The sequence below is a fragment of the Methanothrix soehngenii GP6 genome (genome assembly GCF_000204415.1).
Classification (GTDB): domain Archaea; phylum Halobacteriota; class Methanosarcinia; order Methanotrichales; family Methanotrichaceae; genus Methanothrix; species Methanothrix soehngenii.
This window is the reverse complement of the sequence record NC_015416.1, coordinates 2,381,285-2,393,847: the sequence shown is the minus strand read 5'-3', so window position 1 is coordinate 2,393,847 and position 12,563 is coordinate 2,381,285. Positions and strand designations below refer to the sequence as shown.

11 protein-coding genes and 2 pseudogenes are annotated in these 12,563 nt (G+C 45.8%); 9 read left to right on the top strand and 4 right to left on the bottom strand.

What is annotated here, in order from left to right:
* Complete coding sequence (locus MCON_RS11970) at positions 1–438, bottom strand: GbsR/MarR family transcriptional regulator (protein WP_157863805.1); 438 nt, start codon at positions 436–438, stop codon at positions 1–3.
* A 170-nt stretch (positions 439–608) separates the two neighbouring features.
* Between MCON_RS11970 and MCON_RS11965 the strand changes: the two genes are divergently transcribed.
* From MCON_RS11965 to tes, 6 genes are all read left to right on the top strand, one after another.
* Positions 609–2,936 carry an efflux RND transporter permease subunit gene (locus MCON_RS11965; protein ID WP_013720217.1) on the top strand — a complete coding sequence of 776 codons (2,328 nt, stop codon included), beginning with the start codon at positions 609–611 and terminating at the stop codon, positions 2,934–2,936.
* Positions 2,926–3,978, top strand: a complete 1,053-nt coding sequence (locus MCON_RS11960; protein ID WP_013720216.1) for a COG1361 S-layer family protein — start codon at positions 2,926–2,928, stop codon at positions 3,976–3,978. The genes MCON_RS11965 and MCON_RS11960 overlap by 11 nt, the downstream gene beginning before the upstream one ends.
* 126 nt (positions 3,979–4,104) lie before the next feature.
* Positions 4,105–4,509, top strand: a complete 405-nt coding sequence (locus tag MCON_RS11955) for an RDD family protein (RefSeq protein WP_013720215.1) — start codon at positions 4,105–4,107, stop codon at positions 4,507–4,509.
* Positions 4,510–4,526: 17 nt separating this feature from the next.
* On the top strand, positions 4,527–5,027 hold the full coding sequence (locus MCON_RS15335) for a GbsR/MarR family transcriptional regulator (RefSeq protein WP_013720214.1): 501 nt from the start codon (positions 4,527–4,529) through the stop codon (positions 5,025–5,027).
* A gap of 118 nt (positions 5,028–5,145) precedes the next feature.
* Positions 5,146–6,354, top strand: coding sequence for a glycosyltransferase family 4 protein (locus MCON_RS11945; protein WP_048133275.1), 1,209 nt, complete (start codon positions 5,146–5,148; stop codon positions 6,352–6,354).
* A gap of 64 nt (positions 6,355–6,418) precedes the next feature.
* Positions 6,419–7,900: a tetraether lipid synthase Tes gene (tes, locus tag MCON_RS11940; protein ID WP_013720212.1), complete on the top strand. Its 1,482-nt coding sequence runs from the start codon at positions 6,419–6,421 to the stop codon at positions 7,898–7,900.
* Positions 7,901–7,975: 75 nt separating this feature from the next.
* Here the strand turns inward: tes and MCON_RS16955 are convergent, their stop codons facing one another.
* Complete coding sequence (locus MCON_RS16955) at positions 7,976–8,107, bottom strand: hypothetical protein (protein WP_269798806.1); 132 nt, start codon at positions 8,105–8,107, stop codon at positions 7,976–7,978.
* Positions 8,108–8,314: 207 nt separating this feature from the next.
* On the opposite strand from MCON_RS16955, the gene MCON_RS15330 reads away from it, so the two are divergent.
* The 3 genes from MCON_RS15330 (at position 8,315) to MCON_RS11920 (ending at position 11,540) form a co-directional block, all read left to right on the top strand.
* On the top strand, positions 8,315–9,118 hold the full coding sequence (locus MCON_RS15330) for a glycosyltransferase (protein WP_013720211.1): 804 nt from the start codon (positions 8,315–8,317) through the stop codon (positions 9,116–9,118).
* Positions 9,119–9,202: 84 nt separating this feature from the next.
* Positions 9,203–10,411: an FAD-dependent oxidoreductase gene (locus MCON_RS11925; protein WP_013720210.1), complete on the top strand. Its 1,209-nt coding sequence runs from the start codon at positions 9,203–9,205 to the stop codon at positions 10,409–10,411.
* A 115-nt stretch (positions 10,412–10,526) separates the two neighbouring features.
* Positions 10,527–11,540: a flippase-like domain-containing protein gene (locus tag MCON_RS11920; RefSeq protein ID WP_013720209.1), complete on the top strand. Its 1,014-nt coding sequence runs from the start codon at positions 10,527–10,529 to the stop codon at positions 11,538–11,540.
* 127 nt (positions 11,541–11,667) lie between these two features.
* On the opposite strand, the pseudogene MCON_RS17190 reads toward MCON_RS11920, so the two are convergent.
* Positions 11,668–12,063: pseudogene (locus MCON_RS17190) on the bottom strand (transposase); the annotation flags it as partial.
* Positions 11,979–12,563: pseudogene (locus MCON_RS17185) on the bottom strand (transposase). The pseudogenes MCON_RS17185 and MCON_RS17190, both read right to left, overlap by 85 nt.

Genomic DNA, 12,563 nt, shown 5'->3' with positions numbered 1-12,563 from the left:
TCACTTTTTCTTGCTCTCCAGAACTTCGATAAGCTCTTTCAAGGTGTAATGATTCATTAGCTCCATGACTCTGTCCATCTCTTCATAAAACTGCCTTGTCTTGCGCATTATTGCGCTCGTCTTCTCAGCCTCCGAGCTATGAGCCGCGAGATTTTTTTCTACTTGATTGAGAGCCCGCAAGATAGAATGAATCTCCTCTCTTACAGCAGACAGGACCACCGGCCTCATCGCTTCGACGTCAGTTTCCAGAGCATAGCGATGCTGCTTGTCGTGACGCCGCTTGCCCGCCAGGTCCACTACACGATGGGCCATGCCGAGGTTTTCAAGGAAGTTCATATTGGAGCGCACTGTCGTTTTGCTGTAGCCGGTCTTCTCGGCCAGCGTATCAAGGGACATGGATTCGCTTTCCAAGAAGAGAGTTCCTCTGAGCAATCCCATAGCATCGCTCCACCCATTTTTCTGGGCGGATTTAATGCATGCATCAATAATAGGCCTCTTTAGCGCCAGCATTTCTTCATCGTTCACACCACTCAGATCAGTCACAAAGTTTAAGTATTTTATGTTTATTTGGTCTATTCGGCAAAATCCGAACAGAAGGTTTTATTGGCATGATAGGCTTGGAGCGACTCGGGGTGTGGATCACCAAGAATCCTGTAATAATCATAGCCGTAGCAGTTCTCTTGACACTGGTATCAGTTCATTATGCTCAGCAGATAGAGAGTACCGGCATGACTACAGAGAGCTTTGTGTCAAAAGATTCGTCCCTTTATCAGTTATATGACCATTTATATCAGGAAAACTTCGGCGCAGATGGCAATATAATTCTGATAGAAGGCGATAACGTGGCAAAAGCAGATGCCCTGTCGGCCAGCTTGCGCTTATCCGATCACACGAAGATGATTCCTAATGTAATCAGCGTCCAGAGCATAGCCGACATCGTTGCCGATGCTGAATATCAAAGCAGTGGCATCCGCCGTATTCCTTCTCAGGAAAGGATAGACGAGATCCTGGCTGATGCTGGCTCCTCGGTCCAGGGACTCATGCCTGACAGCAGGCATACCAGGATGATCGTGGGGATGCCCACCACAGCTACCCTGACAGAGTCACAACGTGGTGAGCTTCTTGCAGAAATAAGTAGTGCAGTTGATTTTGCAGAATTTCCCGCAGGCTATAGCACCACCGTCACGGGCGATCCCTCTTTTCAGGCCGCTATTCAAGAGGTGATGAACAACAGCAATGGCTCGGTCCTTCTCCTGTGCGGGTTGCTGATGATAGTCGCTTTGCTCCTGGTCTTCAGACATGTCAGATGGCCTCTGCTTCCTTTACCAATAGTCCTTCTGGGCATAATCTGGACCGTCGGAGCTATGGGTTTTTTTCATATACCCATGGGCATGGTCACATTTGCTGCTTTCCCCATCATGATTGGACTCGGCATAGACTATGCCATCCAGTTCCACAACCGGATAGATGAGGAGTTGATCAAAGGCAAGTCCTCTGTGGAAGCCGCCATCAGTACGGTCAACCACGTGGCCATTCCTGTGGCCATCGCCGTGACTGTAACCGAAGCAGGCTTTATCGCACTTCTCAGCTCCACCGTCCCCTCAATCAACGATTTCGGAAAGGTCTGCATGATCGGTCTTGTCATGTGCTATCTCTCCGCCCTCTTCGTGAATACAACGGTTCTTTATCTGTCAGAAAGAAAATCACCCAGAAAAAAGAAGGCAGAAGGCCATTCGGAAGATGGTTCGGCAATTGGCGCTTTCATAGAGAATGTCGCAAATTTCTGTGTCGGAAGATGGAAAGCAGTGCTGGCTGTGGCTCTGATTCTGGCCCTAGCGGGAAACTATGCCGATACGATGGTTCCCATAGAAACGGATACGAAGAACTACATTCCCCAGGACTTGTCTCCGCTGATCGATTTAAATCACATGAAAGCGTTCTTTGGCGGAACTGACTCGCTCAAATTCTTGGTTCAGGCTGACGACGTTACCGATCCGCATAATCTCAGGTGGATGGATGATTTCAGCAACTATTTGCTGACATCCAGAGAGGATAGGACTGAAAGCGTTACGAGCATAGCCACCTATGTTAAAGAGGCTGGCGGCGGGGAGATACCTGATGATAGAACCCAAATACGGGAGATAATTGCCTCCCTGCCTGAGGCCGTGCAAGATACGTACCTGAGCGGTCATAACCTGGCCATTGTGGATGTAAATATCGGCGATGCCCAGACCAACTTGGGTACGGAAGGTATGGCCCGGCTAATCAAGTCGTACGAAGACGACCTGGCCTGGATGACTCCGCCTCCTGGAGTTTCAGTTCGGATAACGGGCCAAGCAGTGCTCATGGCCACGGTTATGGATGCACTGATATCCGGTAGAGTAGAAATGTCGCTGCTGGGCCTGGTCTTGATTTTCATCCTGCTCTTAGCGATATACAGAGACCTGATCAAGGCCCTCTTGCCAGTGCTGCCCATGCTGGTAGTGATAGGCTGGATGGGATTGGTCATGTATTACGGTGGACTGAAGTACACACCCCTCACAGCCACACTGGGTGCTCTGATCTTGGGAGTAGGCTCGGAATATGCCATACTGATGATGGAGCGCTTCTATGAGGAGTTGCATAATGTTGGTGATCCTTATGAGGCGCTGAAGATCACGGCCAATCGCATAGGTTCTGCTCTGGTGGCATCGGGAGCAGCTGTCATTTTCGGATTTGCCGCTCTGATGTCATCGCCCTTCAACATCATCAGCAACTTCGGGCTGGTGACAGTGTTGTCGATTGTCTTTGCTCTCATCACCACATTCACAGTATTTGTGGTTTTAATGATTCGCATGGAAATTCACCGTGAAGTGGTGGAGAACGCTAAACAGGAACTTAAGAAAGCAATTGCGCTAATTAATGATCAATCACGGAGAAGAATCAATGGAAATTAAGTTTGCGATAGCTTTGGCTATCATGTTGACACTCCTGGCTCCGGTATTAGCCCAGAACAGCTACATACCCCTGGAGCTTGGCGGGGACAATTACTATACCATGTACGGCAGTCCGGACATATCCGCGAGCATCTCCGGCACAGATGAGTTCAAGCGGGGGGATACCGTCACCCTCTATCTTGATCTGACCAACTACGGCCGGATCATTGGCTTCAAGCAGGACCAGATGCCCCAGAATTCCAAGGAATATGCCCTTGCCAGTGCAGAGCTGGAGGAGGAGAACAAGAAGCCCACTGCTCTGGGGATTACCACTACCCTGGTCTCCCGGGCCCCTCAGATCGAGGTGAAGTCAGGCGACCAGGTGGTCGAGTCGCTCAAGTCAGGCGACAAGACCCAGTTCCCTCTCAAGTTCACCATAAAGATCGGGGAGCATGCTCCTGCCGGAGAGTATCCACTCCACTTGAACATGACTTATGACTATCAGGATAACGTCCGGGTTTATGCCTCCAAGCTAGTCACCGAGGGGGGCACGTCCACATTCTCCAACTACCGGGTCTCTTATATCTACCAGAAGGCCAACCAGACGGTTCCCGTCACCATCCGGGTCAAGAAGCAGGCGGACTTCGTCATCCAGAACACCACTGCTGAACTTATGGTCGGGGGCAAGAAGCAGGAGATCCATGCCACCTACAGGAATATCGGCGAGGACCCGGTGAGGGATGCCGTGGCCAGGCTTTCCATCTTCAAGCCCTTCTCCTCCACCGATGATCAGGCCTTCATCGGGAATTTGGAGCCGGGAAATGAGACCACTGTCCTCTTCCGGATGGATGTCGACTCCGATGCTACAACGAAGGATTACGGCATAAGCAGCGAGATCAAATATACGGACCTCAATGGCGACACAGTCATCTCGGAAAGCATGAAGATACCAGTGGTTGTCAAAGCCGCCTCCTCATCCCTGCTTCTGCCTGCGGTGATTGTTCTCATTATCATAGTCGCAGCCGGTGGATACATGTACCGAAAGAAGCAGAAAAAGGCCTAAGGAGGCCTGCTGAGCGCCAGGCCCCCCTCCGTTTTTTTGGGGGCTAAAAGATCAGGTCAAATCACGATATAAAAATGTGAAAATCTGGATACAACGAGCGGGATCAGGTTATCGAAGGGAGCTCTTATGGATGAGATAATAGTATTGTCAAGCTGGGGAGATCGTTTCTGGGCCTGGTTGATCGATGTCCTTCTTATCTGTCTTATATGGTACAAAATCATAATCGTCTTAGAGGTAGGAGTTTTCACCATTAGTGGAATATTGCTTCTATCTTCTCTGTTGTTCATTTATTGGACTTCACTGGAAGGCTACAGAGGTCAATCGGTGGGGAAGATGTTCCTTAAGATAGCTGTAACAGGACCTTATGGAGAGCAAATTCGGTTTAGAGATGCGGCTGCAGAGTCATTTGGAAAGGCATTTCTGCTTCCCGTTGACGTCCTAATGTCTTTGATTCTCTTTCAAAGGAGCAGGCAGCGCTTGTTCAATAAGATATCTAATACCATCGTCATCAACCGGACGGAAATAGAATAGACAGAACCGTGATTTAAATGGAAGGTGAGGCTTCGAATCGGGATATAAGGAGGCATATCATAAATGCCTGTATCCAGTGGGCCAGGATCAAGGGATATAGCGACTCTGCGGGTTATCTCAGGGGTTTGGCGATTTCGGCCAAAGATCCAGTGACTTTAGATGAACTGGTGCAGGACACCGGCTACAGTAAGTCAACTGTGAGTTTAAATATGAACCAATTGAAGAACCTGGGATTAGTTAAGCGTGTTGTGATACCCGGAGATAAAAGGCATCTATATGCACCGATTACTGATCCGGAAACCATCAAAACTAATATGCTGGACGCCATTACCAAAGAGGTGCAGCTCTTTTGCGAGGCCCTAAACAAGACAGAATCAGACATATTGGCTGGCAGAGATGATGCAAAGTATCTGCTGGAGAGAATTGCTTCTCTTAGGCAATCCTATGAAATGGGAAAGAAAGCGATAGACTTCCTGAGAAAGCAATCTTTGGATGAGATAAAGGAATCGTTGGAGTGATCTAAGGCAATTGAAGCTCTAAAGAAAGTTGAAGAGGCTTTAAAAGCTGCTGGGTGAGGAAATGATTGGCGGATCTGATAGACGGATGCTCCAAAGGGCCCGCAAAAGAGGAACTGAGATGAGAGTAGGTATATTTTCCTGGGAGAGTTTGTATTCAGTAAAAATCGGTGGAATAGCACCTCATGTGTCTGAGCTGTCCGAAGCACTGGTGAAAAGAGGCCACGAGGTACATATCTTTACCCGTCGCGGTGACTTCGATGTCTATGATATAATCAATGGGGTCCATTATCATAGGGTTGCCATAGAAAACTTGGGAAACATAGTTTTCCAGATGGACAAGATGTGTGATGCTCTCTTTGAGAGCTTTGAGCGTGCTCAAAAGATATTCGGAAAGTTCGATATAATCCATGGTCACGATTGGCATCCTGTTAAGGCCCTAAACCGCATAAAGAGCGACTACGGCCTTCGGTATATCCTTACTTTACATAGCAGCGAATGGGGAAGAAATGGAAACTATTTTGGCGATGACATTTCCAAGGAGATATCTCACAGAGAATGGCTCGGAGGTTACGAATCACAGCAGATGATCGTAACAACAAGGCGCATGCAAGACGAACTCATGCAGATATATTCTATTCCAGAGAGCAAGATCACCATTATACCCAACGGCATTATCAGGAGAAAGACCCCGCAAATTCTTGATGCAGGAAGGGTGAAGGAGAGATATGGCATCTCTCCAATCACGCCGATGGTATTCTTTTGTGGCCGGATGAGCATTCAGAAGGGACCGGATTTGCTAGTGGAGTCAATTCCTCTCATACTCAAGAACCGCGGTGATGTAAAGTTCATTTTCATCGGAGAGGGGAGCATGAGGACTGAATGCGAGCGCAGGGCCTGGGAGTTGGGTATCGGTGAAGCTTGCAGATTCTTGGGTTATGTCAGCGGTCCTACGAAGGAAGAAGTCTTGAATGCCTGCGATCTTGTATGTATTCCGAGCAGAAATGAACCTTTTGGAATTGTAGTTTTAGAGGCATGGGACGCCTGCAAACCAGTTGTCGCTACTGAGGCGGTCAGTATAATAAATAATTTCGAAGATGGACTGTTGGCCTACGTCCAACCTGAGTCCATAGCTTGGTGCATCAACCGCCTGCTCGATAGTCCAGATGAAATGAAAAAGCTGGCCTATGAAGGCTACAACCGGATCGACGCCGAATTCAGATGGGATAGCATCGCCTCGAAGACGGAAGATGTATACAACGAAGCCTTAAAGCGATATAATACGAGTGATCTCCAATCATCATCTAGCCGCAGAAGGCCGGAGTTATAATATGCATAATATTAAAGATGTGATTAATATACATAGTTTTCAGGAAGCTAAAGAGACAGATCCAATGAATGGCAAAACGCCCCTCATTGCCAGAACCGTCTCGTCCCTATGCCCTGTCTGCTTGGAAGTTATATCCGCTCGCATATTTCAAGAGGATGAGGCAGTCATGATCGAGAAGCATTGCGAGGAGCATGGTGATTTTAAAGATATCTACTGGTCAGATGCAGCCATTTACAGAAGGTTCATGAGCTATTGGTCCGATGGCTTAAGGATCAATAAGTCCAGCAAGACAAGTCATGGCTGTCCTCTGGATTGCGGTTTATGCGAGAATCATAAATCTGGAACTCTCTTGGGGATCATCGATGTTACCAGCAGGTGTAACCTTTCTTGTCCGATATGCTTTGCCGATGCTGGGAATGATAAGAATGAGCCTACTATAGGCCAGATAGCATCAATGATGCAGGTTCTAAGGGACCAAATACCAGTACCCTGTCCTGCAATTCAGTTCTCTGGCGGCGAGCCTACAATGAGGGTTGACCTACCTGATATTGTCTACCTGGCAAAAACGATGGGCTTCGCCCAGATCCTGTTGGCAACTAATGGACTAGTGCTTGCTTCCAGGCCAGATCTATGCCATGAGCTTATCCAAAGTGGGCTTTCTACAGTCTATCTGCAGTTTGACGGCGTCACTCCAGAGCCCTATGAAGCTATTAGGGGCGTAAACCTTCTGCCTCAAAAGCTTCGCGCCATAGAGAACCTGCGTCAGGCAGGGAATTTGAGCACAGTGCTGGTTCCTACTCTAGTCAAGGGCACAAATGACGGCCAGGCAGGAGATATAGTTAGATTTGCATCTAAAAAACTTGATATCATCAAGGGTGTAAACTTCCAACCGGTTTCCTTTGCCGGCAGGATCGATCAGGAAGAGAGGACGGCTAAGAGGATTACCATACCCGATGTTCTTGCACTCCTGGAGGATCAGACGAACAACGAGATAACTCGAGATGACTTTTATCCGATTCCCTTTGTCAAACCCATATCCCATTTAATAGAGGCTGAAACGGGCATATCTCAACCGGTTTTTATGGCCCATCCCTGTTGTGGTGCCGGCACATACATCTATTGCCAAGGCGGCCACATGATTCCCATCACCAGGTTCCTGGACGTTGAAGGACTCATGGAGAACGTCAGACAGAGGGTGGCGGACTTCGATGGATCAAGGCTTGGAAGGCTCAAGATGAAAGGATGGATACTCAAGGATGTTCCCAGGTTTATAGATGGAGCCATGGTCCCAGATAACCTGAATCTCAAGAAATTGATCCTGAATGTGTTCATAGAGGGTGCCAGAGAGGCTTTGATCGATTTCCACACTAGATTTCTCTTCATTGGGATAATGCACTTCCAGGATCTATACAACATGGATTTGGAAAGGCTTGAGAGGTGTGCCATACACTATGCTCTGCCTGATGGAAGGCTCATTCCCTTCTGTTCTTACAATTCTATTCACCGTTGTGATCCCTTAGGAGGAAAAAGTTTTGCAAAGATGTAGATTTCAAGGAGCCTATCCACTATGCATGAAACCACCGTGATGACATCGAAGGACCTTTTGATCATATCCGAGGCTCTATCCCATTACTCCATCGGCCACCTCGATAAGGCCGATAGGATCGTAGTTGGGATGATGAACGATAACTGGCCTGCCGACACTCAGACAGGCAGTTACTTCCTCCGGAAGGGACCCCTTTTTCGATACCATTTCAAAAGACTTCGAGCTGGAGCTGATAGGAAGACTCGCAGTATCGGGTTTTTCCACCCAGGATCAATTCAACATGGATTTGGGAAGTTGGAGCAGTGTGGGATTAACTATGGTCTGCCGGAAGGCAGAATAATCCCTTTTTGTTCCCATAATATAGTTCAACGCCTTCGATTAAAAATGATCAGAAGAATTAACTAAGTGATTGTTATGGAATTTTCAGTCATTGTGCCCGCACTAAATGAGGAATCTTATATAGGGGCTTGCTTAGAATCGATTTCAGAGCAAACATTTCCACGAAATGGTTATGAAATAATTGTTTCAGACGGGGGAAGTAATGACAACACGGTCAAGATTGCCGGGAAATACGCTGACAAGGTAATTGTATCAGAAAAAAGGGGGATTTGGTGGGGCCGGAATCAAGGGGCAGAGTTTGCGAAAGGCAAATATTTAGTATTTATAGACGCGGATACGAGGATTAAAGAGGACTACCTTGAGACCGTTCACAGGTACCTAGAAAGCGGCGTGGTCGGGCTGACTACGGCGTTTGAATTAGACGGAGCTGACATCAAAACAAAATTCTACGAATATATTAGCAATTGCTATCTAGGGCTAAATTCAAAAATTGACAACGTTAGTCTCATTGGGATAAATCTATGCGTGCCAAGGGACGTCTTTTACAAGGTCGGCGGCTTCAAAAATTATGCCCTCGAAGATGCTTTTTTTAGTCGAGAGCTAAGAAAAGAGGGTCGGACATATTTTCTGATCCAAAGAAAAGTGGTGACTTCACCAAGGCGACTTGAGGCATATGGAGCGATTGGACTATGCAGGTATTATTTCGAGCTTGGGATGATGGACAGCGGAAGGATTAGCAATTTGTATATATCAAAATATTTAAAATATAAAAAATATGTTCCGATACGTAACCCTGATCAAAGAGCAATAGATAGCTTGGAGAACTTTAAAGCGTTAAGCAAGTTCCTTTCTGGTATTCAGAGATACGTTTACAAATGAGTGATCTAAAATCTTCAGCTAAGGCAGTATATGCATAGATTTTCAATGAACTTCGGAAACGGACAACTCAAAATCAGGTGACTTATGAATAAATACGACGTAGTAGTGATAGGCGCAGGAATTAGCGGATTATTATCTGCCCTTGCAATTTCGGAAGAAAACAAAAGTGTATTGGTATTAGAAAAAGAAGAATATATCGGCGGTGTATGCAGATCTTATGAAGTCGATGGGTATCGTGTAGACACAGGCCCTCACACAATAACTAGGCTGGAAAGAGGACCACTAAGGGAATTAATGGATCGCTATTTTGATGTTATCCCCCAGTTCGTCCCTTTTTGGAAGTGCTATGTGAGAACTGGTGGCAAGATAAAGCCGTTTCCTTGGAGCATTAATGCCTGGATGACATTCAGTTTGCTTCCTACCACGGATAGATTATTGCTAATCGCGACTTTATTTAATATATTGTATATTCTTCCCGCAAATATCTCTGTCGCGACGAGAAGATTTTTGGACTGGATTTGTTATTTCATGGTTAGCACTTCGATTGAAAATGCCCCAGTTTTAAGATTTATTGATAATAAAACTCACAATACAAGTCCGGTTCCCTGTATTGGAGAGTTATATGACTTGCTAATATCCGATGGAGCCACAGATCAAGGATATCCAAAGGGTGGACTTCAATACATAGTTAATTCCATCCTATCATCGTTTCCTAAGAACAGAGTGAAAATAATAACGATTGCTAATGTTTTAAAGATAGGAAGCGATGAGCGAATAGAGCAAGTCTGCACTAATGACAACAATTACGGATGTGAAACAGTTATCTACTCCGGATTCGTCTCAGATTTACCAAACCTAGTCAATGGCTTGCTAAAAGAGTACATAAAAAATTTGACTTCTATTAAAAGGGCTAAATCGCTAACGATCTGGGTAGGTCTTAAAGGAGAGATCTTTACGAAATACGGTTCCGAGATGTGGATTGACTCAGAGCCATATGCCTGGTTTGTTCCTACTTCAAATTATGATTCGTCACTGGCACCTAACGGAAAGCAGCTTGTAAGTTTCGCATTTACGCGTCCCAGCGAATATAATGGGTCAATGATACGGAAAAAAGCATTCGATGAAATAATCAAAACAATTCCACACATCGAAGAAAATATGATACATTACCAAGAATTAATTCCTGAAAATGCATCTTGGGGCATTAATTCTGGTTTTGGGGATATAATTATTCCAATAAAAAATTTATATTGCGTTGGAACCGACACCGAAAAGAGATGTGTTGGGGGTTAATAGATCGGCATATTCTGTTTTAAGGTGCTTGAATATGATGAAATCAGATGGTGAATTATAATATATTCGCTTTTTAGCGTGGCCTAATCTGCATTTCGAACCAAGGAGATGAAGTATGTCTTTCAATTATAGAAAAAGTGGAGCTATGGGTGTCCTCATACCATCACTCATAAGTTTCTTCGTTATCATTATTATTCTAAAATTAACAAACACTGTTATAACTTATGATGTACTTACAAGTATTGGAGTCAAGTTTGTGCTTTTGGCCTTGTCTCTTCATTTACTCTCATGGCTTTTCGGGTCTTTGAGAATACAGCTTCTGGCATTTATCATTGGACACAAGATCAGTTTCTATTTGGCTTTCAAGACAACGCTTGCCTCAAACTTCCTCGCCTCGCTTACCCCATCATCTGTAGGTGGCGAACCAATGAGGATCAAAATGCTTGCTGATAACGGCCTTAGCTATGGCTCTGCGATGGCTATCGTATTGGCAGAGCGACTTCTCGATAGCATTCTCCTCCTATCAGCATTGGTCGTCTGCTTCTTCCTGAAAGAGTTGGTGCCGGGACTTGGGTTAAAAGTAGGAGCGGCTTTTCTTGGAATTCTAATTCTTCTAATGATCTTCCTCTGGATGCTAATCCACAACCCAGAAAGCATAAAACAACTAATAAATTGGGTTCGAGGAAAGACGAAAGGTGGAAAGACTCTAACTGCCGTGGAAAAGCAAATCTGGTTATTCCGGGAGGCGGTCATCACGCTTGCAGGAGAAAGAATCAGGATGCCAACTTTATTCGTTGTTACTATAATTCTATGGGCTTGCGAGTTTCTTATTCCGTCTGTTCTGCTCGTCGGTCTGGGCAGAAATCCCAGCTTAATTTCCTCAATCACTGCTCAGATAATAGTATCATTAATCAGTTTGGCTCCCTTAACCCCGGGAGGGAGTGGTATAGCTGAGGTCAGCATGAGCTATCTTTATTCCATGTTTGTTCCCAGTTATCTTCTTGGAGTTCTGGTAGGACTCTGGAGGCTCATAACCTATTTCACAAATCTTACCGCTGGAGCGATCTTCGTTGGAGCCGAATTCGATCGCATAGTCAAGAGATGTGATACTTTGGAGAATTCCGATTAACTTAAGGTCGATGGTCCCCATAACGAACACCGCCAATATTTTTACGCTTTCGATCTAGTTTTCTCTGTTCTTGCCTCCGGAATCTCTCATTTTCATCAGATTTTTCATACTTTTTCGATAGCTACCGCTATGCCTGCAATTTGCATTTGGCCGAGGCCAAATGATAAGCATTGAAAACGATACCTGTGATTATCATCTTGACTCTAACCCTTGGAATCGTGGTAACAGCGACATGTCCCGACTTGCAGACACATTTGATGAAAGCGTAGAACCTCTCAACAGGCGATCTTTTGCTTGAGATCCGCTTGTTGCGCATTTCATCTTTGTAATTTAAAGGATGCCCCCGCGTTGCCTTTTTCATGGCTGCATCATATCCTTTTGTCTTCGCTCCATAATATCCTTTATCAGCATATCGAACTTCGCCTTCTTCTGCTAAATCTACTTGACTATCATGGACATTGGCAGCCGTGACCTCGATCCTTCTAACCAAACCAAATTTCTCATCCATGGCATCATGCAGCTTATAGCCGAAAAAGGATTTAGTTCCTTTCTTCGCCCACGCTCCATCTTTACTTCGCCGGGTTTTGGCCTCATCGCCGCGAGGAGTATCTGCGTTCTATTGAAAGCTCCAAACATCAACGCTTGGATGACGCGGGTTTTGGCCTCATCGCCGCGAGGAGTATCTGCGTTGGCATGGCCAGGATCCGATGTTATGAAAGTGGCATCCTGCATGATTCCCTTTTGCACCTTGAGTTTCATGGCATCAAGCTGCCTTTGCATCTCAGCCCATATTTTCTGGTCTACTCCTTTCTCAGCAAGGCGTTCTCTAAATTTCCAAATCGTTGTGGAATCTGGAACAGTCTCCGTTGTCCCAAGAAACACTCTAAACGAAATGCGATCGGCAATTTCGCGTTCAAGCTACTCATCGGATAGATTGTAAAGCTGTTGAAGGAAAAGCGACTTGAGCATCACGATCACATCGAGATTCGGTCGACCGCCGCATTCGGTATTGTTTCTGTACAT

Excerpts from the sequence above, each read along its gene's own strand:
- MCON_RS15335 (WP_013720214.1), top strand. The coding sequence starts at position 4,527 with ATGGAAGGTGAGGCTTCGAATCGGGATATAAGGAGGCATATCATAAAT.
- MCON_RS11945 (WP_048133275.1), top strand. The coding sequence starts at position 5,146 with ATGAGAGTAGGTATATTTTCCTGGGAGAGTTTGTATTCAGTAAAAATC.
- MCON_RS11965 (WP_013720217.1), top strand. The coding sequence starts at position 609 with ATGATAGGCTTGGAGCGACTCGGGGTGTGGATCACCAAGAATCCTGTA.
- MCON_RS16955 (WP_269798806.1), bottom strand. The coding sequence starts at position 8,107 with ATGGTATCGAAAAAGGGGTCCCTTCCGGAGGAAGTAACTGCCTGTCTG.
- tes (WP_013720212.1), top strand. The coding sequence starts at position 6,419 with ATGAATGGCAAAACGCCCCTCATTGCCAGAACCGTCTCGTCCCTATGC.
- MCON_RS11955 (WP_013720215.1), top strand. The coding sequence starts at position 4,105 with ATGGATGAGATAATAGTATTGTCAAGCTGGGGAGATCGTTTCTGGGCC.
- MCON_RS15330 (WP_013720211.1), top strand. The coding sequence starts at position 8,315 with ATGGAATTTTCAGTCATTGTGCCCGCACTAAATGAGGAATCTTATATA.
- MCON_RS11960 (WP_013720216.1), top strand. The coding sequence starts at position 2,926 with ATGGAAATTAAGTTTGCGATAGCTTTGGCTATCATGTTGACACTCCTG.
- MCON_RS11920 (WP_013720209.1), top strand. The coding sequence starts at position 10,527 with ATGTCTTTCAATTATAGAAAAAGTGGAGCTATGGGTGTCCTCATACCA.
- MCON_RS11970 (WP_157863805.1), bottom strand. The coding sequence starts at position 438 with ATGGGATTGCTCAGAGGAACTCTCTTCTTGGAAAGCGAATCCATGTCC.
- MCON_RS11925 (WP_013720210.1), top strand. The coding sequence starts at position 9,203 with ATGAATAAATACGACGTAGTAGTGATAGGCGCAGGAATTAGCGGATTA.